The 22,628-nt window shown below is 66.7% G+C and carries 23 protein-coding genes; 14 read left to right on the top strand and 9 right to left on the bottom strand.

Annotation, left to right across the window (positions count from 1 at the left end):
* The first annotated feature begins 59 nt into the window (after positions 1-59).
* From QUG03_RS07270 to QUG03_RS07245, 6 genes are all read left to right on the top strand, one after another.
* On the top strand, positions 60-893 hold the full coding sequence (locus QUG03_RS07270) for a GNAT family N-acetyltransferase (protein ID WP_500819734.1): 834 nt from the start codon (positions 60-62) through the stop codon (positions 891-893).
* Between the two features lie 59 nt (positions 894-952).
* Positions 953-2,035, top strand: a complete 1,083-nt coding sequence (locus QUG03_RS07265) for a PfkB family carbohydrate kinase (protein WP_107799219.1) — start codon at positions 953-955, stop codon at positions 2,033-2,035.
* A gap of 26 nt (positions 2,036-2,061) precedes the next feature.
* A complete protein-coding gene (locus QUG03_RS07260) occupies positions 2,062-2,988 on the top strand; it encodes a pseudouridine-5'-phosphate glycosidase (RefSeq protein WP_107799220.1) in 927 nt (308 codons plus the stop codon).
* Positions 2,989-3,062: 74 nt separating this feature from the next.
* Positions 3,063-3,728: an HD domain-containing protein gene (locus tag QUG03_RS07255; protein ID WP_500819733.1), complete on the top strand. Its 666-nt coding sequence runs from the start codon at positions 3,063-3,065 to the stop codon at positions 3,726-3,728.
* Positions 3,729-3,859: 131 nt separating this feature from the next.
* Positions 3,860-4,585, top strand: coding sequence for a metallophosphoesterase (locus QUG03_RS07250; RefSeq protein ID WP_158274272.1), 726 nt, complete (start codon positions 3,860-3,862; stop codon positions 4,583-4,585).
* A gap of 69 nt (positions 4,586-4,654) precedes the next feature.
* On the top strand, positions 4,655-5,050 hold the full coding sequence (locus QUG03_RS07245; protein ID WP_253314633.1) for a hypothetical protein: 396 nt from the start codon (positions 4,655-4,657) through the stop codon (positions 5,048-5,050).
* Positions 5,051-5,099: 49 nt separating this feature from the next.
* Here the strand turns inward: QUG03_RS07245 and QUG03_RS07240 are convergent, their stop codons facing one another.
* The gene (locus tag QUG03_RS07240) at positions 5,100-6,893 is read right to left on the bottom strand and encodes an ABCB family ABC transporter ATP-binding protein/permease (RefSeq protein WP_500819732.1); all 1,794 of its coding nucleotides are present in this window, start codon (positions 6,891-6,893) and stop codon (positions 5,100-5,102) included.
* Between the two features lie 336 nt (positions 6,894-7,229).
* Positions 7,230-7,610: a Co2+/Mg2+ efflux facilitator ApaG/CorD gene (gene apaG / locus QUG03_RS07235; RefSeq protein WP_019101389.1), complete on the bottom strand. Its 381-nt coding sequence runs from the start codon at positions 7,608-7,610 to the stop codon at positions 7,230-7,232.
* Positions 7,611-7,717: 107 nt separating this feature from the next.
* On the opposite strand from apaG, the gene rpe reads away from it, so the two are divergent.
* From rpe to QUG03_RS07210, 5 genes are all read left to right on the top strand, one after another.
* On the top strand, positions 7,718-8,401 hold the full coding sequence (gene rpe, locus QUG03_RS07230) for a ribulose-phosphate 3-epimerase (RefSeq protein WP_500819731.1): 684 nt from the start codon (positions 7,718-7,720) through the stop codon (positions 8,399-8,401).
* 29 nt (positions 8,402-8,430) lie between these two features.
* A complete protein-coding gene (locus QUG03_RS07225) occupies positions 8,431-9,186 on the top strand; it encodes an SDR family oxidoreductase (protein WP_500819730.1) in 756 nt (251 codons plus the stop codon).
* A gap of 257 nt (positions 9,187-9,443) precedes the next feature.
* Positions 9,444-10,112, top strand: a complete 669-nt coding sequence (locus tag QUG03_RS07220; protein WP_500819729.1) for a phosphoglycolate phosphatase — start codon at positions 9,444-9,446, stop codon at positions 10,110-10,112.
* A 138-nt stretch (positions 10,113-10,250) separates the two neighbouring features.
* On the top strand, positions 10,251-11,714 hold the full coding sequence (trpE, locus tag QUG03_RS07215; RefSeq protein WP_107799228.1) for an anthranilate synthase component I: 1,464 nt from the start codon (positions 10,251-10,253) through the stop codon (positions 11,712-11,714).
* Between the two features lie 101 nt (positions 11,715-11,815).
* Positions 11,816-12,235 (top strand): GNAT family N-acetyltransferase, encoded by a 420-nt coding sequence (locus QUG03_RS07210; protein WP_107799229.1) that lies wholly within the window; start codon positions 11,816-11,818, stop codon positions 12,233-12,235.
* Between the two features lie 6 nt (positions 12,236-12,241).
* Here the strand turns inward: QUG03_RS07210 and QUG03_RS07205 are convergent, their stop codons facing one another.
* Positions 12,242-13,051, bottom strand: coding sequence for a phytanoyl-CoA dioxygenase family protein (locus QUG03_RS07205; protein ID WP_253314637.1), 810 nt, complete (start codon positions 13,049-13,051; stop codon positions 12,242-12,244).
* A 119-nt stretch (positions 13,052-13,170) separates the two neighbouring features.
* Here QUG03_RS07205 and QUG03_RS07200 point away from each other — a divergent pair, with 119 nt between their 5' ends.
* Positions 13,171-14,103 carry a LysR family transcriptional regulator gene (locus QUG03_RS07200; protein WP_500819728.1) on the top strand — a complete coding sequence of 311 codons (933 nt, stop codon included), beginning with the start codon at positions 13,171-13,173 and terminating at the stop codon, positions 14,101-14,103.
* A gap of 35 nt (positions 14,104-14,138) precedes the next feature.
* Here the strand turns inward: QUG03_RS07200 and QUG03_RS07195 are convergent, their stop codons facing one another.
* The 4 genes from QUG03_RS07195 to arfB all read right to left on the bottom strand — a co-directional run bounded on the left by QUG03_RS07195 (position 14,139) and on the right by arfB (position 17,143).
* Positions 14,139-14,750 (bottom strand): 3'-5' exonuclease, encoded by a 612-nt coding sequence (locus QUG03_RS07195; RefSeq protein WP_107799232.1) that lies wholly within the window; start codon positions 14,748-14,750, stop codon positions 14,139-14,141.
* On the bottom strand, positions 14,747-14,953 hold the full coding sequence (locus tag QUG03_RS07190) for a hypothetical protein (RefSeq protein ID WP_019101381.1): 207 nt from the start codon (positions 14,951-14,953) through the stop codon (positions 14,747-14,749). Before QUG03_RS07190 ends, QUG03_RS07195 begins: the two co-directional genes overlap by 4 nt.
* 77 nt (positions 14,954-15,030) lie before the next feature.
* Positions 15,031-16,653 (bottom strand): methyl-accepting chemotaxis protein, encoded by a 1,623-nt coding sequence (locus tag QUG03_RS07185; protein WP_107799233.1) that lies wholly within the window; start codon positions 16,651-16,653, stop codon positions 15,031-15,033.
* 82 nt (positions 16,654-16,735) lie between these two features.
* Positions 16,736-17,143, bottom strand: a complete 408-nt coding sequence (arfB, locus tag QUG03_RS07180; RefSeq protein WP_081544746.1) for an alternative ribosome rescue aminoacyl-tRNA hydrolase ArfB — start codon at positions 17,141-17,143, stop codon at positions 16,736-16,738.
* A gap of 167 nt (positions 17,144-17,310) precedes the next feature.
* On the opposite strand from arfB, the gene QUG03_RS07175 reads away from it, so the two are divergent.
* Positions 17,311-18,492, top strand: a complete 1,182-nt coding sequence (locus QUG03_RS07175) for a GGDEF domain-containing protein (RefSeq protein WP_500819727.1) — start codon at positions 17,311-17,313, stop codon at positions 18,490-18,492.
* A 1-nt stretch (position 18,493) separates the two neighbouring features.
* On the opposite strand, the gene QUG03_RS07170 is transcribed toward QUG03_RS07175, so the two are convergent.
* Positions 18,494-20,029, bottom strand: coding sequence for a thioredoxin family protein (locus tag QUG03_RS07170; RefSeq protein ID WP_500819726.1), 1,536 nt, complete (start codon positions 20,027-20,029; stop codon positions 18,494-18,496).
* 146 nt (positions 20,030-20,175) lie between these two features.
* On the opposite strand from QUG03_RS07170, the gene QUG03_RS07165 reads away from it, so the two are divergent.
* Positions 20,176-21,405 (top strand): amidohydrolase family protein, encoded by a 1,230-nt coding sequence (locus tag QUG03_RS07165; protein WP_500819725.1) that lies wholly within the window; start codon positions 20,176-20,178, stop codon positions 21,403-21,405.
* Positions 21,406-21,436: 31 nt separating this feature from the next.
* Here QUG03_RS07165 and QUG03_RS07160 read toward each other — a convergent pair whose 3' ends face one another.
* Positions 21,437-22,621 (bottom strand): acetyl-CoA C-acyltransferase, encoded by a 1,185-nt coding sequence (locus tag QUG03_RS07160; protein ID WP_500819724.1) that lies wholly within the window; start codon positions 22,619-22,621, stop codon positions 21,437-21,439.
* Between the last annotated feature and the right edge of the window lie 7 nt (positions 22,622-22,628).

The following is a 22,628-nucleotide window of genomic DNA, read 5'->3' as shown; positions in this document are numbered from 1 at the left end:
GACCGCGCCGCGCCGTCGCCGCGCATAATCAGCCCATCCCTATTGACCCGAGCCCGTCCATGCGCCTGCACAGCCTGTCCCTGATCGATTTCCCCCTCATCCATCAAGCCTTCAGGCTGGCATTCAGCGACTACCTGCTGCCCATGCAAATGGACGAAGAACAGCTGGCCGCCATGCTGCATCGGCGCGGCTGGCGCCCGGAGTTGAGCATCGGCGCCTGGCGCGACGGCGCGCTCGTCGGTCTGTGGCTTGCCGGCGTGCACTGCGACGAGGCCGGCCCGATCGGCTATTGCGTCGCCACCGGCGTCACGCCCGACGCGCGCCGCCAAGGCCTGCTGCAAGCGATGGCCGCCGCGGTCAGCCGGCGGCTGGCCAGCCGGGGCATACAGCGTCAACAACTGGAGGTGATCAGCGACAACGCCGCGGCCATGGCCGCCTATCTGAAGCTGGGCTTCCGCCCTCGCCGCCGGCTGGACTGTTACCGCATTGAACACGCGCTGGCCGTGGACGCCGCGCCCGGCTGGCGCTGCGAAGCCGCTGACCGCTCGCAATGGCCGCGTTGGCCGCTGCACAGCGAGCCCGCCGTGCCCAATAGCCGCGACAGCCTGGAGCGCGCGCGGCCGCCGCTGCTCTTGATGACGGCGAAACAGAACGGCGATTTGCTGGGCTACGCGCTTTATTCCGCCGCCGGCGACGTCGCGGAACTGGCGGTTGCGCTGCCGCATCGGCGCCGCGGCGTCGCCCGCTCGCTGCTGGCCGCCGTTCAGCGGGACACCGCCGCGCCCGCGCTGGCTATCAGTAATCTAGACGTCGACGACGATGCCGGCGCGGGCCTGCTGCGGTCTTGCGGCGCTCGTCTGTGGCTGTCGCAATGGGAAATGCGCCGCCCTTGACCTCCGGCATGCCAATGCCGTAATATCAAACAAATGTTTGCAAAACGGACAAATGTTTGATGACTGAGCGGGAACAACAAATCCTCTCTCTGCTGCGCCTGGATCCGCTGATCCCGCAGCAGGAGCTGGCGGATCAACTGGGCATCAGCCGCTCGGCGGTGGCCGGGCACATCATGAATCTGGTGCAAAAGGGGCATATCCGCGGCAAAGGCTACATCCTGGCCGAACAGCGCTATGTCGCCGCCGTCGGCGGTGCCAATATGGACATCGTCGGCAGCGCCGCCGCCGCGCTGCGTCACGGCGACTCCAATCCCGGCCAGGTGCGCTGCTCGCCCGGCGGCGTGGCGCGCAACGTCGCGGAAAACCTGGCGCGGCTGGGCGCCGACTGCCGGCTGGTCTCGGTGGTGGGCGACGACATCCACGGCCGCTCGCTGCTGGAAGCCACCCAGCGCGCCGGCGTCGACGTGCGCGGCTGTCTGACGCTGCCGGACGCCGCCACCTCCACCTATCTGTCCATCCAGCAGGCCGACGGCGACATGGCGCTGGCCATCAACGACATGGACATCCTCAACCGGCTGACGCCTGAACGCCTGCAAGCGCAGAGCGAGCTGGTGCGGCACGCCGGCGCGGTGGTGGCCGACACCAATCTGAGCGCCGACGCGCTGGCCTGGCTGATCGCCGAAAGCGGCGACAAGCCGCTGTTCGTCGATCCGGTATCCGCGTTCAAGGCCGAGCGCGTCCGTCCCTGGCTGTCGCGCATCCACACGCTGAAACCCAACCGCCTGGAAGCCGCCGCCTTGTCCGGCCTGCCGTTGGAACGGGCGGAGCACGCGCCGGAGGCGGCGCGCTGGTTCCATGGCCAGGGCGTGCGCCGCGTAGTGCTGAGCATGGCCGGCGCCGGCATCTATTACAGCGGCGAAGCCGGCGACGGCTGGCTGGACGCGCCGGACTGCGCCATCGTCAACACCACCGGCTCCGGCGACGCGCTGATGGCCGGCCTGACTTGGGGTTGGCTCAATGAGCTGTCGCTGGCGGACAGCGTGCGCTTTGCTCGCGGCTGCGCCGCGCTGACGTTGTCCTCCGCCGCCACCAACAACCCTTCCCTGTCCCGCGCGGCGGTGGAAGCCTATCTGAACGCCTGATCTCGTCATCAACTAAGGAGCACGCAATGCACAACGCCCATCTCGACATTCATCCCGAAGTCGCCGCCGCCCTGGCCGCCAACCGCCCGGTGGTGGCGTTGGAATCCACCATCATTTCCCACGGCATGCCTTATCCGCAGAACGTGGAAACCGCGCTGCAGGTGGAAGCGGAAATCCGCGCCCACGGCGCGGTGCCGGCCACCATCGCCATCATAGACGGACGTCTGAAGGCCGGTCTGAGCGCGGACGAGATCGAGTACCTGGGCAAGGGCGGCCGCGACATCGCCAAGGTCAGCCGCCGCGACCTGCCCTTCATCGTCGCCGGCAAACGCAGCGGCGCCACCACCGTGGCCACCACCATGATCATCGCCGCGATGGCCGGCATCCGCGTGTTCGCCACCGGCGGCATCGGCGGCGTGCACCGCGGCGCCGAGCGCAGCTTCGACGTGTCCGCCGACCTGCAGGAACTGGCGCAAACCCCGGTGGCCGTGGTCTGCGCCGGCGCCAAGTCCATCCTGGACCTGGGCCTGACGCTGGAATACCTGGAAACCCACGGCGTGCCGGTTATCGGCCACCGCTGCGACCACCTGCCGGCCTTCTTCACCCGCGACAGCGCCTTCAAGCTGGACCACCGTCTGGACGAGGCCGTCGACATCGCCGCCACGATGCAGGCCAAGTGGAACCTGCAACTGCGCGGCGGCGTGGTGGTGGCCAATCCGATTCCGGAGCAATACGCGATGCCGCGCGACAAGATCGACGCCGCCATCGAGCAGGCGCTGGGCGAGGCCGAGGCACAAGGCGTGGCCGGCAAGGAATCCACGCCCTTCCTGCTGGCTCGCGTCTGCGAGCTGACCGGCGGCAACAGCCTGGCCGCCAACATCCAGCTGGTGCTGAACAACGCCCGCCTGGCCTCGGCGATCGCGGCGCGCTACTGCGAGCTGAACGCAGGCTGAGAACTGTTAAATCGCCGGCTTGACGGCGACGCGGATTGGGGCTGTAATCCCCTGCCCCAATCCTTGCCGCCGCCATGAACTCCATTCTCTCCGACACGACGCTAGACGACTGGCGCGTCCGCCTGATCGGCCTGCTGCAACAACAGCCGGGCGACGACGACGGCGCCCACGATCTCAACCATTTCCATCGCGTCTGGGCCTGCGCCCGGCAGTTGCTGGACGCCCATCCCGACGCCGACGCATTGACCGTGCTGGCCGCCTGTTATCTGCACGACCTGGTCAACCTGCCGAAAAACCATCCGGAACGCCATCTGGCCTCGCGCCAGGCCGCCGCCCGCGCCCGCGCGCTGCTTGCCGCCGGCGATTTTCCGGCGGAACGGCTAGACGGCGTGGCCCACGCCATCGAGGCGCACAGTTTCAGCGCGGCCATCCCGCCACAGAGCCTGGAAGCCCGCATCGTGCAGGACGCCGACCGCATGGACGCGCTGGGCGCCGTCGGCCTGGCGCGGCTGTTCTACACCGCCGGGCGCATGGACTCGGCGCTGGCTCATCCGCAAGATCCGTTGGGCGAGGCCCGCGAGCTGGACGACCGCCGCTGGGCGCTGGACCACATCGAGGTCAAGCTCGCCAAATTGCCGGCCATGATGCAAACCGAGGCCGGCCGAAAGATGGCGGAGCAACGGCTGCAGTGGCTGCGGGACTTCCGCCGGCAATTCTGCCAGGAATGGCGAACCGCCTAGCCCCGGATGACATCGAACTCGGTAAGCCTTTGATAGTCAAATCAAAACAATTCTAATTGTGAAACTATCAACACAATGACAAAACCATTGGCATGGCGCAAAATAGCCGCACCCCACCCCCGAGTTCGAGCATGATTCTGAAGCTGCAACGCAATACCCAAGGCCGCGATTGGGCGGTCGGCGACATTCACGGCTGCTTCCGCCAATTGTCGCGTTTGCTGAAAATGGCCGCCTTCAATCCCGAGTGCGACCGACTGTTGTCGGTCGGCGACATGATAGACCGCGGCGCCGACAGCGCGGCGGTGCTGGAGTGGCTGGCGCAACCGTGGTTCTACGCGGTGCGCGGCAATCACGAACAATTGGCGATCGATTCGATACTGGGCGACAAGCAAGCCGAAATCCGCCACGTCAACAACGGCGGCTCCTGGTTGCTGACCCTGCCCGCGCCTCAGCGACAAGCCTGCCTGGCCGCTTTTCAGCGCCTGCCCTACGCGATAGAAGTCAGCGACGCGGACGGCGGCAAGATCGGCGTGGTGCACGCGGATTGCCCCGGCAACGACTGGGACGCGCTGGCCGCCGGCCTCGCCAACGGCACGCTGCCGGAAAGCGGCCGCAACGTTGCGCTGTGGTCGCGGGAACGCGCGCGCCACGGACGCGGCGGCGTTGTGCGCGGCGTGGACCTGCTGCTGGTGGGCCATACCCCGCAAACCAGCGCCACCCGCTTCGACAATGTGTTGAACCTGGACACCGGCGCCGTCTACGGCGGCAAACTGACCCTGTTCTGCCTGAACGACTTCGTCGAACTGTCGCTGCCCAGCGAAGACGACGCCCTGCTCGGTTTCCACCTGCACGATTAGCGCGACGGTGGCGCGCCGCGGCCGGGATGGCTAGAATGCGGCGCTCTGACTTTTTCCCAGGAGCCCAAGATGGCGAGCAAGAAAGCCGCGACCAAGCCCCAGGCGCAGCAACGCCAGCAACAGGATAAGCGCTGGAACGCCGCGGAGCAGGCCTGCCGCGAAATCATGAGCTTGCTGGAGGCTTTGCAGCCCAGCCTGGCCGCTCAGCAAACCTCGGAGCAGTACGCGCAGATGGCGGCCGTGTACTACAAGAAAATCCGCAACGGCCGGGTGCTGTCGCCCGGCGATTTCAATCTGGCCGCCGACGTGGCCGCCAGCGCCCGCCGCGCCTTACAGGCGCTGTCCCCCGCGCTGGACTTCGCCGGCCACCCTCAAAGCGCGGACTGCCAGCGCATGCTGACGCTGGCCGACGCCGTGCTGGCGGCGATGAGCGAACTCAAGGCCGCCGGCCGACGCCAGCCCTGAGCCGGTTCAAGACCGCGGCGCTCCAGCGCGGCAGACTTGGAACAGGTTCTCAGACGTCGTCGGCCACCGGCTGCTCCGTCTGCTGCAAACGCCACATCTCGGCGTAGCGGCCGCCGCGCTCCAACAGCTCGCGGTGGCTGCCCTGCTCCAGCACGCGCCCGGCCTCCATCACCAGGATCTGGTCGGCGTCGACGATGGTGGACAGCCGGTGGGCGATGATCAGCGTGGTGCGGTTGGCTGAGATCTCCGCCAGTTCGCGCTGGATCGCCTTCTCGGTGCGCGAATCCAGCGCGCTGGTGGCCTCGTCGAAGATCAGGATGGGCGGATTCTTCAGAATGGTGCGCGCAATCGCCACCCGCTGTTTTTCCCCGCCGGACAGCTTGAGGCCGCGCTCGCCCACCATCGTGTCGTAACCGTCCGGCAGACTGCTGACGAAATCATGGATGTGCGCGGACTTGGCCGCTTCCATCACTTCCTCGCGGCTGGCGCCGGGCCGGCCGTAGGCGATGTTGTAATACACCGTGTCGTTGAACAGCACCGTGTCCTGCGGCACGATGCCGATATGGGCGCGCAGGCTGTCCTGGCTCAGCTCGCGGATATCGCGGCCGTTGACCAGGATGCGGCCCTCGCCGACGTCGTAATAGCGAAACAGCAGCCGCGACAGTGTGGATTTGCCCGCGCCGCTGGCGCCGACCACCGCCAGCGTCTTGCCTGCCGGGATGTCGAAGCTGACCTCGTTCAGAATCCGCCGCTTGCTCTCGTAAGCGAAGCCCACCTGTTCAAAGCGCACCGCGGCCGCCGGCGCGGCCAGCACCGCCGCTCCCGACGCGTCCGCCACCTCCTCGTTGGCACCCAGCAGCGCGAACATGCGCTCGATGTCGGCCAGCGAATGCTTGATCTCGCGGTAGACGAAGCCGAGGAAGTTCAAGGGCGCGTACAACTGGGTGATGAAAGTAGCCACCAGCACCACGTCGCCCACCGTCATCCGCCCGGCCACCACCTCGCGCGCGGACAAGACCATGATCAGGGTGACGCCGCTGGCGATGATCAGGCCCTGGCCGGCGTTGAGCATGGACAGCGACACCTGGTTCTTGATCGCCGACGCTTCCCAGGCCGCCAGATTCTTGTCGTAGCGCGCCGCCTCGTAGCCTTCGTTGTTGAAATATTTGACCGTCTCGTAATTGAGCAGCGCGTCTATCGCCTTGGCGTTGGCCTTGGAGTCCAGATCGTTCATGCTGCGGCGGTAGACGGTGCGCCACTCGGTCACCACCAGGGTGAAGGCGATGTAGACGGCGATGGTGCCGAAGGTCACCAGCGCGAACGGCCAGGCGTAGCGGTGCAGCAGAATGGCGGTGACCATGCCGATTTCCAGCAAGGTGGGCAGGATGTTGAACACGGTGAAGTTCAGCAAAAAGCCTATGCCCTTGGTGCCGCGCTCGATGTCGCGGCTCATGCCCCCGGTCTGACGCTCCAGGTGAAAGCGCAGCGACAGCCGCAGCAGATGCTGGAACACGCCGCCGGCCACGCTGCGCACCGCGCCCTGTATCACCCGCGCGAACACCGCGTCGCGCAGCTCGCCCAGCACGCTGGACAGCAGGCGGGCGCAGCCGTAGCCGGCCAGCGCCAGCACCGGCAAGGCCAACAGGGTGGCCGGCACCGAGAGTTGATCGACGATGTCTTTCAGGTACAAGGGCGTGCTGACCGCGGCCACCTTGGCCAAAATCATACAGGACAGCGCCAGCAGCACCCGCCACTTGAACACCCATAAATAGGGCACAAGCGTCTTGAGGGTGGCGATATCGTTGCGGCGGTCCGGAGCCGGGCCGGAATGGGTAAAACGCATATTTGGGATTGCCTGTTGCGTCAAGCTGTTCCAAAGTGAGAGTTGAGTTGTCTTGCGAACATCATCAACGCTCGCCAGGGGGCGCGGACATGTGGATATTATTGCTGGAAGCGGCGATTGCCGGCGGATTGGCCACCTTCATCGTGTGGTGGACCTGGCCCAGGGAAAAATAGCGCCGCCGGCTTTGCGAAGTCTCAGAGCCTGTTCAAAGTCCAGCGAGCGGGGGCGAGACAAGGCGTTGCGGCCGAAAATGCGCAATGGCCAAGCGGCGCATGGGCATTCCTAAGCCGGTTTCAACGCCGTATCGCCAGGGCTCGGCGGACTTTGAACGGGTTCTCAATGCAGCACGCGCGGCGCCACCAGATTCATCTCGGGGATTTCCGCCTCGAAACGCTTGCCGTCGTCGGCCAGAAACTGATAGCTGCCCTTCATTGAGCCGTAAGGCGTTTTCAGATGGGTGGCGCTGGAATAGTCGAAAGACTGGCCCGGCTCGATGCGCGGCTGCTCGCCCACCACCCCCATGCCGCGCACTTCCTGAACCTGCTCGTTGGCGTCGGCGATGATCCAGTGGCGGCTGACCAGCTGCGCCGGCTCGCTGCCGGTATTGGTGATGCGGATGCGATAGCCGAACACATAAATATCGTTGGCCATATTGGATTGTTCTTCGATGTAATGCGGTTCGGCTTCCACTTCGACACGGTAGGTTTTTTCCGCCATGTTCAGCGCTCCTTTTGTTGTTTGTGCTTCATTTTATCCCGCCGGAACGCTTTTGGCGCGGTAGAATGTGGCCATCCCGTGTTCATCCTTGCCCAAAGCAACGCCCTATGCGCACTTTCCGTATTGCTCCCAGCATTCTTTCCGCCGATTTTTCCTGTCTTGGCCAAGAGGTTCGCGACGTGATCTCCGCCGGCGCCGACATCATCCATTTCGACGTGATGGACAATCACTACGTGCCCAACCTGACCATAGGGCCTATGGTGTGCGAAGCCATCCGCCCGCACTGCGAGGGCACGCCCATCGACGTGCATCTGATGGTGAAACCGGTGGACAGCCTGGCCGCCGCCTTCGCCAAGGCCGGCGCGAACATCATCACCTTCCATCCGGAAGCCTCCGAGCACGTCGACCGCACGCTGGGCCTGATCAAGGACGCCGGCTGCAAGGCCGGCCTGGTGTTCAACCCGGCCACCTCTTTGTCCTATCTGGACCATGTGATGGACAAGATAGACATGGTGCTGATCATGTCGGTGAACCCGGGCTTCGGCGGCCAGAAGTTCATCCCGCACGCGCTGGACAAGGTGCGCGAGGCGCGCCGCCGCATCGATGAATACACCGCCAGGCACGGCGGCGAAATCTGGCTGGAAGTGGACGGCGGCATCAAGACCGACAATATCCGCGCGGTGGCCAAAGCCGGCGCCGACACCTTCGTCGCCGGTTCCGCCATCTACGGCCAGGCCGATTACAAGACCGTGATCGACGAGATGCGCGCCGAGCTGGCCCAACTCCGCTGAAACCGGCCCTCACCCCAGGAGCACAGAATATGCACGCCTTCATCGTGACCGGCGCCTCCCGCGGCCTTGGCCTGGCGCTGACCGAAGCCCTGCTCGCCGACGGCTACCGCGTCGCCGGCCTGGCGCGCGGCGCCGTGAACGCGCTGGCCGCGCTGACGCGCCGTTACCCGGAACGCCTGAGCGCCATAGACGCCGACCTCTCCGACGCCGCCGCGGTGGCGCCGGCCATCGCCGCCGCGCTGGAACAGCTGAAGCCGGCCGACTGCGCCAGCCTCAACCTGATCAACAACGCCGGCGTGGTGACGCCCATCGCCCAGGCCGGCCATTACCCGGCCGAAGACCTGGTCCGCGCGCTGGCGATCAATCTGGCGGCGCCGATGCTGGCCACGGACGCGCTGCTGCGCGCCAGCGCCGGCCTCAAAGCCCGCCGCCGCATCCTGAACATTTCCTCAGGCGCCGCCGCCAAACCCTACCCGGGCTGGAGCGTGTACTGCACCACCAAGGCCGGGCTGGACCACTTCAGCCGCAGCGTGGCCGCGGAACAGGCCGGCCAGGACAACGCCGCGCACATCGTCGCGCTCTACCCCGGCGTGGTGGACACCGACATGCAGGCCAGCATCCGCGGCAGCGACGCCGAGCAGTTCCCGCAGAAAGCCCGTTTCGACGCGCTGAAGGCGGACGGCGAACTGAGCACCCCGGCCGCCGCCGCGCGCCGCATCGTCGACCATCTGCTGTCGCCGGCTTTTGGCCTGCAAACCGTGGTGGACATCCGCAACCTGGGCTGAGAACCTGTTTACGATCTGCTGCGCGTCGGCGGGATGGATAGAAATGGGCGTTGAAACCGAGCTCAAAATGCTCATGTACCACCTGTACATTCCGCTTTTTCGCTCGTTTTCGCCTTGTTTCGCCTTAGCTCGCGAGATCGTAAACACGTTCTGAGAAGCGGTTCAAAACCTGCCGCGCGTAGCGAGGCGCGACACGTCAAGCCCGCCTTAAACTAAACCAAACCGGCGGCGGCCAAGGCCGCCGCGCTGAAACGCTTATGAACCTGAAACACATCAAAGCCGTCGCCTTCGATCTGGACGGCACCCTGGTCGACTCCATCCCGGATCTGGCCGCCGCCGCCAACGCCATGCGCGAACATCTGGACCTGCCGCCGCTGCCGGCGCTGCGCATTCAAGAACACGTCGGCGACGGCATCGCCAGCCTGGTGCACCGCGCGCTGACTAATGAGCGCGACGGCCAGGCCGATCCGGCGCTGTGGGAGCGCGGCTACGTCTTCTTCATCCAGCACTACCGCGAACACCTGAGCGACAACACCACCATCTATCCGGGCGTGACCGACGGCCTGGGCCTGCTGCGCGCGCTGCAGCTGCCGCTGGCGGTGATCACCAATAAATCCGAACGGCTGGCGCTGCCGCTGCTGGAACAACTGGGGCTGCGCGATTGCTTCAGCCTGGTCATCGGCGGCGACACCCTGGCGGAAAAGAAACCGTCGGCGCTGCCCTTGCAGCACGTTTGCCAGGTTTTGGGCATACAACCTGAACAGATGGCCATGGTCGGCGACTCCGCCAACGACGTGCTGGCCGCCCGCAATGCCGGCTGCGCCGCCGTGGCCGTCAGCTACGGCTATGCCGACGCCGCCGCGCTGAGCGCCGATCTCACGGTGTCCAATATTGCCGAACTATACGATTTGATGAAGAATAGCTGATCAGCTGATAACTTCTTTTACGGATGACGACTTCATGACGAAGCAAGGATACCGGCTTGGATGCCGATGGCGCCGCTCAATGCCTGTTTGACAAGCTGCATTCGACCTCACCACGACCACAAGAGCGCAGGACCCGCCATGACCCATGAAGAATTCAACCGCCTGGCCGCCGCCGGCTACAACCGCATTCCGGTCAGCCTGGAATTGTTCGCCGATCTCGACACTCCGATGTCGGTCTACCTGAAGCTGGCCAACCAGCCCTATTCCTATCTTTTGGAGTCCGTCGTCGGCGGCGAGCGCTTTGGCCGCTACTCCTTCATCGGCCTGCCGTCCACCACCCGCTTGCGGGTCAACGGCCAGCAGGTGCAGGTGGAATACGGCGACAAGGTGATCGAGCGTCACAGCGGCGATCCGCTGGCCTTCATCGAAGCCTTCCAACAGCGCTTCCGCACCCCGCCGCAACCCGGCCTGCCGCGCTTCGCCGGCGGCCTGGTCGGCTATTTCGGCTACGACACCATACGCCACATCGAAAAGCGGCTGTCCGAAACCAGCAAGCCCGACACCATAGGCACGCCGGACATGCTGCTGATGGTGTCCGAGGAATTGGCCGTGGTGGACAATCTGTCCGGCAAGCTTTATCTGATCGTCTACGCCGATCCGGAAGTGCCCAACGCGCTGCTCAAAGCCGAGGCGCGGCTGGCGCAACTGCGCGCCCGCCTGCGCGAGCCGCTGGAAGCGCCCTTGTCCTTGCCGGCCCAAGGCACGCAATCGGCGTCGGAATACGGCGAACAGGCGTTCAAGGACGCGGTGTCCGCCTGCAAGCGCTACATCCACGACGGCGACATCATGCAGGTGGTGCTGTCGCAGCGCATGCAGATGCCGTTCGCGGAGTCCCCGCTCAGCCTCTACCGCGCGCTGCGCAGCCTGAACCCGTCGCCCTATATGTTCCTCTATCACTTCGACGACTTCCACGTGGTGGGCGCCTCGCCGGAAATCCTGGTGCGCCGCGAACAGGACACCGTCACCGTGCGCCCCATCGCCGGCACCCGCCCGCGCGGCCAGACCCGCGAGCAGGACGAGGCGCTGGCGGCCGAATTGCTGGCCGACCCCAAGGAAATCGCCGAACACGTGATGCTGATGGACCTGGGCCGCAACGACGTGGGCCGCGTCGCCGCCACCGGCAGCGTTCGCGTCACCGACAATATGGCGATCGAGCGCTATTCCCATGTGATGCACATCGTGTCCAGCGTGGAAGGCAAGGTCGGCCCCGAGGTGTCGAACATCGACGTGCTCAAGGCCACTTTTCCGGCCGGCACCCTGTCCGGCGCGCCCAAGGTGCGGGCGATGGAGATCATCGACCAGTTCGAACCCAGCAAGCGCGGCATCTACGGCGGCGCGGTCGGCTATCTGGGCTTCAACGGCGATATGGACCTGTGCATCGCCATCCGCACCGCGGTGTTGAAGAACCGCATGCTCTATGTGCAGGCCGGCGCCGGCATCGTCGCCGACTCCTCGCCGGACATGGAATGGCAGGAAACCCAGAACAAGGCGCGCGCCGTTCTGCGCGCCGCGGCGCTGGCCCAGCAAGGACTGGATGCCTGATCCGAACAAACGGCCCGCCTTGGCGGGCCGTTCTCTATGGTGCAAAACACCGCGTCTCCAAACTCGACTTCAGGAGAAAAACGCTGAGCCAACCCATCGCCTTGCGCCCGGCCGTCCGCGGCGACCTCGCCTTCCTACTGGCGCTGCGCCGCGCCAGCATGGGCCCCCATCTGCAAACGGCGGGCCGCCCCTGTGATGAAGATGCACTCCTGAGCCGAGTCCACGATGGTTTCGAACACGCCTCCATCATCCTCGAAGGCGAACGGGACATCGGTCTGCTCAAAGTCGCGCGCCGGCTCCCCGCTTGGCGGTTGATCCAGTTGCAACTGCTGCCGGACTGCCATGGCCGCGGCCTGGGCGGCAAGCTGATCCGCAGTCTGCAACGCGAGGCCGAACACGCCGGGGCCGCCTTGGAACTCAGCGTGCTGGAGCGTAATCCGGCGCGACGGCTCTACCTGCGCCTAGGCTTTGTCGATATCCAATACGCCGACGGCGAATTCCTGATGCGCTGGACCGCCTGACAGACCTCAGGCCGCCGGCCACAGCACCGGAAACCAATCCTCGCGCAGGCGCTGGCCCGGCCTCATGCCGTGCTCCGGATACGGCGGCGAGGTGCGTCCCGGACGCTCGGCGTAACGCGCGTCGTCGCCCAGCCAGCGCAAGGACAGCGCCCGCCGCCGTCCGCCGCCGGGATTGCCGCGCGCGCCGTGCACGGTGCGGAAATCGAACAGCACCGCGTCGCCCGGCTCCAAGGCCCACTCCAGCACCCGCATGCCCGGCTCGCTGTCCGGATCCGGCGCGTCGCGGTAGCGGCGCGCGTCGCCCTCGTAGAAGCCGGAATCGTCTTTCCAGCGCACCGGCCGCACCCATTCCTCCCAGCGATGCGAACCGGCGACCAGCCGCAAAGTGGCTTCGCGCACCGGGTCCACCGGAATCCAGAAACTGGCGGTCTGTTCGCCGTCGACGAAGTAATACGGGATGTCCTGATGCCAGGGCGTGGGCTTGTGAGTGCCGGGCTCCTTGACCAGCACATGCTCGTGGAAGAATTGCGCGCGGGTCGAGCGCATCAGGGTAGCCGCAGCCGCCGCGGCCGGCGACTCCGTCACCACCGCCTCGAACTCGGGAATACGCCGCCAGTTGCAATAATCCTCGAAGAAGGAGCCCGGCTCGCCGGCGGCGACCACATTGCCAGCATAGGGGCCGGGCGCATGCAGATTACGCTCGATGCCGGCGGCGATGACATCCACCCAATCGCGGAACAGGCCGCGCAGGCAGACGGCGCCGTCGCGCTGAAAGGCGGCGATGTCGGCAATGGACATTTCGGGACAGGCTGACATGGGCTTCTCCTCCTCTTGTATAAATACGCACCGCCACTGCGGGCGACTGCCCTCACTATCAGCGCAAGTCCATGCCAAAATAAAATAATATGTTTTGATCATTCTCCTCGGAAAAAGCGATGAAGCTGACCTTGCGTCAATTGCGCTACGCGCTGGCCGTGGCCCGTCATGGCGGCATCAGCGCCGCGGCCGAACGGCTGAACGTCTCCCAGCCGGCGGTATCCGCCGCCGTCGGAGAGCTGGAAGGCATCCTGGGACAGGCCTTGTTCGTGCGCACCCGCGGCTCCGGCATGGCGACGACGCCGTTTGGCCGGCAAGCGCTGGCGCAGGCGCGACGGACCGTGGAAGCCGCGATGGCGCTGGAGGGGCTCGCCGACGGCGCGGACGCCTTGGCCGGGGAATTGGCCTTGGCTTGCTTCGAGGATCTGGCGCCCTACTGTCTGCCGCCCTTGCTGCGCGCGCTGCGCGAGCGGCATCCGTCCTTGCGCGTGGAACCGCGGGAGTGCGGCTTCGACCTGATCGGCCCGCAATTGCTGCAAGGCGGGCTGGACGTCGCCATCAGCTACGATCTGGCGCTGCCGCCCGCGCTGGCGCTGACCGAACTGCGCACGCTGGCGCCCCACGCGCTGCTGGCGGCCGATCATCCGCTGGCGCGAAGCGAGCAAGTGTACTTGAGGGAATTATGCGAATGGCCGCTTTTGCTGACCGAGCAGGCGCACAGCGGCCCGCATTTTCTGGACTTGCTGCGCATGCACGGCCTGCGGCCGGCCCGGCTGGAGTCGGTCCGCAGCCTTGAGCTGCAACGCGGCATGGTGGCTCACGGCCTGGGCGTGGCCATCGCCTACACCCGGCCCAGCGGCGACCACAGCTATGACGGCCGGCCGCTGGCGCTGCGGCCCATCGCCGATCCGCTGCCGGCGCAACGCATCGTGCTGGCCTGCCTGCGGGAGCGCGCGGAGACGCCGGCCGTCGCCGCCTTGCGCGAACGGGCGCTGGCCTGGTTCGCGGCCAGACCGGAGTTTGGCGTCGGCGCGCCAGACGAAGGCGGCTGAGATTTGCGCCGCCTCATCACGACGCGGACCGCGGTTCAGCCGGCCTGGGCTTGCAGATACTGCCCTATCTTGGCCGCGCTGATCTTCTGCATGCCGCACAGCTGGCCGTGCTCACATAGATGCGCGCCATAGCGGCTGCTCAGTTCGCCCTGCAAATGCGATAGCAAATGCGCGGCCATTTCCGCGTCGGCCAGCGCGCGGTGGGCGCGGCCGGTGTCCGGCAGGCTCAGCCAGCGCGCCAAAGTGCCCAGCTTGTGGTCCGGCGCCTGCGGCAGCACCCGGCGCGACAGCAGCAGGGTGCAGGCGAAGTCCTGACTGCGCGACAGGCCCAGCTGGGCCAGCTCGTAATCCCAGAACTTGCGGTCGAAGCTGGCGTTGTGAGCGGCCAGCGGCGTGTCGCCGACGAAGCGCGCCGCTTCGGCCATCGCCACCGCCGGCGGCGGCGCGTCGCGCAGCATCGCGTTGCTGATGCCGGTCAGCCGCTCAATCATCGGCGGAATCCACACCCCGGCGTTGATCAGGCTTTGGTAACGGCCGACGATGCGGCCGTCCTCCAGCAGCGCCACGCCGATTTCGGTGGCGCGACAGTCGCGTCCCGGGGACGCGCCGTTGGTTTCGAAATCGATGACGGCGATGCGTCGACTCATTTCAGCGCCGCCCGCGCCGCCTCTTCCGGGCTCAGGCCGTCGTAGTACTGGTCGGTGTACCACTCCGCCTGTTCCTCGATATGCTCCTGCGCCTCCGCCACCGTGGCGCCGGCCGCCACCAGATGGGTTTCCACCTCGGCGCACCATTCCAGCAACGCGCGGGTTTCCTCGTCCAACTCGTCTTGTTTTTGTTTCTTGGCCATGGCCGAATCCTCACATCGCTTTCGCGTGTCGAAAAACCGTGCATTCTACCCGCGCCGGCCGTGACGGCCAAACCGGATCAGACCCGCATATGGCGGATGGACTCGCTCAGTTCGCCAAAATGGCCGCGCAGCTGCAGCAATTCGTCCTGCACCTGCTCCACCGAACGGCTGGTGGTCCCGGCATGCTGGGTCACCGCGTCGACGTTGACCAGGATTTGCGCGCCGGCCTCTTTTTGATTGTCCAGCAGCCGGGAAATATTGCGGATGCGCTCCTCCGCCACCCCGGCCTGGCGGCCGATCTGGTCCACCATGCCGCCCAGCTGCTTCACCAGCTCCACGCCCTGCTCCACCTGGCCTACGCCGTTTTCCATGCCGCTGACCACTTGCTCCGAGGTGGCTTGCAGCTGGGAAATGACGTTGACGATGTCCGCCGTCGCCTGCGAAGTGCGCTCCGCCAGCGCGCGCACCTCGTCGGCCACCACGGCGAAACCGCGGCCGGATTCGCCGGCGCGCGCGGCTTCGATGGCGGCGTTCAAGGCCAGGAGATTGGTTTGCTCGGCAATGCCGCGGATCGAATCCACCATGCCGCCTATCTTGCGGATGTCGCCCTCCAGCAATTGCACGCTGTTGGCGCTGTGATGAATGGTCTGGGCCAGGTTGCCGATATTGCCCACGGTCTGCTGCACCGCCTTGCTGCCCTCGCTCGAGCATTGACCCACTTCGCCGGCGATCCGCAAAGTGCTGTCGGCGTGCTCGGCCACGCTGGCCAGGTGGTCGGCCAATTGCTGGATGGCGCCGGCCATGGACTGCGCCGAATCGGTTTGCAGCCGGCTGGCCTGCTCCACGCTCTGGGTGAGCTGGGAAATCTCGTCGACGGAGTCTCCCAGCGCGCCGGAAGTCTGGCCCACCTTGCCGACAATGCCTTGCAAGGTGTCCATCAAGGTGTTGAATTCGCCGATGGCGGCGCCCAGCTCGTCGCGCCGCCCCGCCTGCGCGCGGATGGACAGATCGCCGCTGCGCTCTATGCGTTGCGCCGCGTCCTTGAAACGCTCGATCGGCGGCAGCACCGAACGCGCCACCCACCAGCACAGCAAGGCCATCAGCAAGGCCGCGGCCAGCGCCGCGACGATGATGAGCACGGCGGCCACGCCCACCTGCGCCACCGTGCTGTCGTTCTGCCGCCGCGAACCGTTGTCGATGGCGTCGGCCAGTTTTTCCATCTTGTCTTCCAGCAGCGCGAAGTCCTGCTGGAAATCCTTCAGCTTGGCCGTCGCCTGTTCCGGCTGGTCGAAGCCGACCGCGACGATGGCGGCGGCGGCGGCGGTGTAGCGCTCCACCACCGGCAGGATCTGCTGCAGCAAGGCGCGGGCGTCGGGATCGTTGATCTTGTCCTGGTTTTCCTTCATTGCCCCGAGAAAGCGCTTGCGGTGCTCGTCCACGTCCTTGCGGATTTCCGTCAGCGCGGCGCGATCTCCGTTCTTCTGCGCCAGCATCAGCGCCAGAACGTCGCCGTGCACCGCGTCGTGCATCATGTCGGCGTCCATCTGCCGGCGCACCGCGCCCTGGCTGTCCAACAATTCATTGATGCTGCGCGCCAGGTGCGCCGTGCTTTGGTAGCCGACCGCGCCGATCAGCAGGCAGGACACCACTATGCCGAAAGCCAGCAGCTGCAGCTGCGCCCTAATCGTCAAGCCTTTCATCGCGGCCCCTTTGCCTCAATATTAATGCCCACAGCATTAACACTAATACATTCCCGCGATTCCGCCGAAGCAATTAGGCCGGCTATAGATCCACTTTGCCGCGCAGGGACTTGACCTCGCCGCGCCGCGTCTTGCCGGCCAGCCGCCGCTGCTTGGAGCCGTAAGTGGGTTTGGTGGCGCGGCGCGCCTTGGGGATGTGGCTGGCGGCGTCGACCCAGGCCTGCAGGCGCTGCAGCGCGTCGGCGCGGTTCAATTCCTGAGTGCGGTGCTGCTGCGCCTTGATCACCAGCACCCCGTCCTTGTTCAAGCGTTGGTCCGGCTGGGCCAGCAGCCGCTCGCGCAGCCATTCCGGCAAGGAGGAGGCGCGCACGTCGAAGCGCAGGTGCACCGCCGACGACACTTTGTTGACGTTTTGCCCGCCCGCGCCTTGCGCGCGCATCGCGCTGAATTCCACTTCGCGCTCGCTGATCGGATACCGCGGCTTGTCCATGATGCAGACCAACAATCAAAAGAGATAATTGTAGCGCACCCGCCGCATCCCATGGCATGGGGCGGCGTTTTATTTCAGAGTGAAATTGTATGAATATCAATAGACTGCTATTGTCGTGCGCTTGCCTGGCCGATACCCTGCCAGACGCTCCTTGCCCATAGAACACGATGTCATTTTTCCTCGACCCACGGACAACGCTGGCTTGCACCGCCGGCTACAGCCTGGTCATCTCCCTGGTCACCTTCCTGTTCTGGCGACGCAGCCAGCGCCAGCCCGCCGTATTGGCGCTCGCCATCGGCGGCCTGCTGGACGCGGCGGCCGGCCTGCTCTACCTGGCGCCGCTGGATCTGGACCCCGCCTTGATCTCCATCGGCGCCAAGCTGTTGATCCAGCTGGCCGCCTTGCAGGTGCTGATCAGTATCGAGCGTTTTTACAATCATTCCAGCCAATACAGCCTGCCCTTGGGACTGGCCTTGATCTTCATTCCGCTGCTGCTGTTCTCCCACGACGGACTGGCGCATTCGGCGCTGGCCCGCCACGCCATCTTCTCGCTGGGCGGCTGCCTGCTGTGGGGGCTGATTGCCTGGCGGCTGTGGCAGGCGGAACAAGACAGCCCGCGCGCCGGCAAATCCCTGGCCTCGGCGCTGGCGGTGCTGACCCTGCTGCTGGAGCTGACGCAGTTGGCGCTGGCCCTGTCTTCCGGACTGCCGGAAATGGAAGTGGCCAGCCAAAGACAGAACCTCTTGCTGCTGATGACGCAGTGGTCCGGCTACGGCGTGGTGGTGTGCCAGCTCTACCTGGTGTACGAACGGGCGATGGATCAGTTGTTGCAGCAATCGCGCAGCGACAGCCTGACCCGCTTGCTGAACCGGCGCAGCTTCGACGAGGAGGCGGTAACGGCCTTCCGCCTGGCTCAGCGCGAGCGGCGCGCCTTGTCGCTGATCGTGCTGGATCTGGACCACTTCAAAAGCATCAACGACCGCCACGGCCACCTGGCCGGCGACCAGGCGCTGACCGCGCTGGCGGACTGTCTGCGCCGGCAGGCGCGGCAGACCGATCTGATCGGCCGCCACGGCGGCGAGGAGTTTTGCATTCTGCTGCCGGACACCGGCCGCGAGCAGGCGGCGCAGGTGGCGGAGCGCTTGCGCGCCGCCATCGCCCGCATCGAACTGCCGCTGCCGGACGCCGGCGCGCGGCTGCGTTTCACCGCCAGCCTGGGCGTGGCCTGTCTGAACAGCAGCCACGCCTCGCTGGAAAGCCTGTTCTGCGAGGCCGACGCCATGCTCTACCAGGCCAAGCATCACGGTCGCGACAAGGTGATGCTGTCGGCGCTGCCCGCCGCCGGTTGACTCAAGAGCGAGCGGACTGCGCCAGGCCCTCGCACACCGGCTTTTGCGGATCGCCGGCCGGCAACTTGGCGCACACCTCATCCAGCTGCCCGGCCAGCCGCGCCAGCGCCGCCGCCTGCTGTTGCTGCCGGCCCCAGGCTTTAAGCCGGTTCACCGCTTTTTCCAGCGAGCGCCGGTTGCGCTCGTAGAAGGCGCTGGGCGTGCCGCCCGCCTCCTTGAAAATGGCGCTGGCGGTGCTCTCTATCCGTTTCTCGTCTCCCGGCGCCAGTTCAATCGCCCCGCTCAGATAGCTGACGCCCCATTGCAGCCGCGTGGCCGGGCCGTTGGCCGCTTCGTAAGCCTGCCGGTACCAGTCCAGCGCCGCGGCCTTGTCGCCGCGCTGCTTGGCGTTGGAGGCCAGGATCAGCATGTGGTAGTACGGCGCGTGGGAGCGGCTCAGTTCCGCCTTCAGCAGCGCGTCGGATTCGTCCAGCCAGCCGGCTTGCGTCAGCAGGTCGGCGCCGGCGGTGATCACCGCCTGGCGTTCGTAAGGATTGCCGGTGGCCTTGTCCGCGGCCGCCACCCGCTGTTTGACTTCCTCGCGCAAGGATCGCGGCAGCTCGCCCTTGGGCTGGTTCAGGCGCGCCAGCGCCAGCCGCGACGACAAGGCCCCCAGGCGGTCCGCGGTGGACAAGCCTGCGTCCGCGGCCAGTTTTTCCAGCGCGACGTTCCACTGCGCCGCCAAGACCTGACGCTCCGCCCCGTCCGCGCTCAGCGCCTTGACGATGTCGGCGGCGCTATTGATCAGGATGTCGGCGTTGGCGCGCGGCTGCGCCAAGGCGGCGCGCGCGACGGCTAGCCCCGCTGCGCGGTCCGGCGCCGGAGCATCCTCGCCGGCAGCCGCGGCCAGCGCTTTCAGCTTCAGCCGCAGCGCGGTGGCCGCCGGCTGCGCCGGCGCCTTGTCCGCCAAACCCGCCAGCGTCGCCGCCACCTGTTTCTCCGGCACGATCTGCGCCTGATCGGTGTCCCAGGAATAATCCGCCAGCAATTGCCAATCGCCGTCCGCCAGCTTGTCCCCGGCCAAGGCCGCCTGCAGCAGCGCTTTCACCGGCCGCGCCGCCACCAGCCCCAGCTCCAGCGTGCGCAGATAGCGCTCCGGGTCCACCTCGCCCGGCAGGCGGGTGATCTCGGCGCCGTCCGGCCGGAACAGAATCATGGTCGGGTAGCCGCGCACTTTGAACTCGCTGCCCAGTTTTTGCGCGTCCGGGCTGTCCCCGTCCAGGTAGACCGGCACGAACTGGCGGGTGCGGGCGATGAAGTCCTGGCGGTTGAAAATGGTGGCCTTGACCTGATTGCACGGCGGGCACCATACCGCGCCCCAGTACAGGAACAGCGGCTTGTTTTCCGACTTGGCCTTGGCGAAGGCCGCCGGCACATCGCCCTGCAGCCAGGCGATGCCGGGCGGCAAGGCGTGGCCGTCAACCGGCGCGGAGGCCGCCTGCGCCGGCAAGGCCAGGCTGGCGGCGACAAAAGCCAGCGAGATCAAGGTAAGCTTCATCGCAGAATTCTCTTAGAGTTGGTTTGTCGAACCATGCTAACGCAATTATTCGAACGTAATAAAGTGCAATCCCTTCTGTGCTTAGCGATAAAAAATCCATTGTCGCGCGCGCGCCGCGCGACACCGCCACCGCAAGGACACCGCGCATGACCGCCCTACCCGCCTACTGGCTTGGCCCCTTATTGCTGGAAGACGGCTTCGAACGCGACGCCGCCGGCCAGATCGTCGCCACCGCCACCCGCCGCGCCCATTTGCTGATCGCCGACGGCCGCATCGCCGAACTGCGCTTCGACGCCGTCCCGGAAGACGGGCGGCCGCGCCGGGACGCGCGCGGCTGGCTGGCGCTGCCGGCCTTCGCCGACATGCACATCCACCTGGACAAAGGCCATTACGGCGGGCCTTGGCGCGCCGCCACCCCCTTCGTCAGCGTGGCGGAGCGCATCCGCGAGGAACAAGGTTTCCTGCTGGATTTCCTGCCGGACACCCGGCGCCGCGCCGAAGCGCTGCTGGATCTGATCGCCGCCGACGGCGTCGCCTTCGCCCGCGTGCATTGCAATGTGGACCCGGTGGCCGGTCTCGCCACCATGGAGCAAGTGCGTCTGGCGCTGGACAGCCGCAAGCATTGGCTGGATTACGAGCTGGTCGCCTTCCCTCAGCACGGCCTGCTCTCCGGCGGCACCCTCAAGCTGATGGACCAGGCGCTGGCCTCCGGTTTCAATGTGGTGGGCGGGCTGGACCCGGCCAGCGTGGACGGCGACATCGAACGCTCGCTCCACGCCACGCTGGAGCTGGCGGTCAAGCACGGCGCGCCGGTGGACCTGCATCTGCACGAGCGCGGCGAGCTGGGCGCCTATACGCTGGAACGACTGGCGCGGCTGAGCGAATCAGCCGGCCTGGCCGGCCTGGTCAGCGTCAGCCACGCTTACTGTCTGGGGGAACTGGAACCGGCCCGGCTGGACCAGGTGTGCGCGGCGCTGGCCGCCAGCGGCATCGCCATCGTGTCGGCGGCGCCCATCGACGTGCCGATGCCGCCGCCGCGCGTCCTGGCCGCGCACGGCATTCCGCTCAGCCTGGGCAACGACAATATCAACGACCACTGGACGCCCTACAACAGCGGCAGCATCGTCGAGCGCGCCAGCCGTCTGGGCGAGCGCCACGGCTGGAACGATGAATACTCGCTGAGCCGCGCCTTGCGCCACATCAGCCGCGGCCTGACGCCGCTGGACGACGCCGGCCGCCGCGTGTGGCCGCAAGTCGGCGACGCCGCCGATCTGACCCTGGTGGACGCCTGTTGCTCCGCCGAGCTGATCGCCCGCCGCAAGCCGGTGCGCGGCGTGCTGCGCGGCGGCCGGCCGGGCTGGTGGGCCGAGGGCTAGGCCCAATCAAGCTTCGCCGCCTGAAAAACTCTTACAGCAACTCCAGCGCCATCGCCGTCGCCTCGCCGCCGCCTATGCACAGGCTGGCCACGCCGCGCTTGCCGCCGCGCTGACGCAGCGCCGACAGCAAGGTGATGATGATGCGCGCGCCGGAGGCGCCGATGGGGTGGCCCAGCGCGCAAGCGCCGCCGTGGACGTTGACCTTGTCGTGCGGCAGGCCCAAGTCCTGCATCGCCGCCATGGTCACCACGGCGAAAGCTTCGTTGATCTCGTAGAGATCGACGTCGCCGGCGCTCCAGCCCGCCTGGGCCAGCAGCTTGCGGATCGCCTCCACCGGCGCGGTGGTGAACCAGCCCGGCTCCTGGGCATGGGTGGCGTGGCCGACGATGCGGGCCAGCGGGCGCAGGCCGCGGCGCGCCGCCTCCTCCGCCGTCATCAACACCAGCGCGGCGGCGCCGTCGGAAATGGAGCTGGCGTTGGCCGGCGTCACCGTGCCGTCCTTCTTGAACGCCGGTTTCAGCGTCGGAATCTTGTCGACATTGGCCTTCAAGGGCTGCTCGTCGGTGTCCACCACCTGCTCGCCGCCGCGGCCGCTGACCGTCACCGGCGCGATCTCGTCGCGGAACAGGCCGTCGCGGATGGCTGCCTGGGCGCGGTTCAGCGAGGCGATGGCGAAGGCGTCCTGGGCCTCGCGGCTGAAGCCGTACTTCTCCGCGCACCATTCGGCGAACACCCCCATCAGCTTGCCCTTGTCGTAAGCGTCCTCCAGGCCGTCCAGGAACATATGGTCCTTGATTTCGCCATGGCCCAGGCGCAGGCCGGCCCGCGCCTTGGTCATCAGATAGGGCGCGTTGCTCATGCTCTCCATGCCGCCGGCCACCATCACCCGCGCGCTGCCGGCGCGCAAGAGATCATGGGCCAGCATCGCCGCCTTCATGCCGGAGCCGCACATCTTGTTGACCGTGGTGCAGTTCACCGCCAGCGGCAGGCCCGCGCCCAGCGCCGCCTGACGCGCCGGCGCCTGGCCCTGGCCGGCCGGCAGCACGCAGCCGATGATGGCTTCGTCGATGTCCGCCGCCGGCACGCCGGCGCGCTCCACCGCGGCCTGGATCGCCGTCGCGCCCAGCTCCGCCGCCGTCTTGGCCGCCAAAGCGCCCTGGAAGCCGCCCATGGCGGTGCGCGCCATGCCCACGATCACGATGTCTTGCTGTTGCATTGCTCAC

The sequence above is a fragment of the Chromobacterium sp. CCUG 30098 genome, assembly GCF_059916605.1.
Note: the sequence above shows the minus strand (reverse complement) of the source record. Positions and strands in the feature narration are given on the sequence as shown.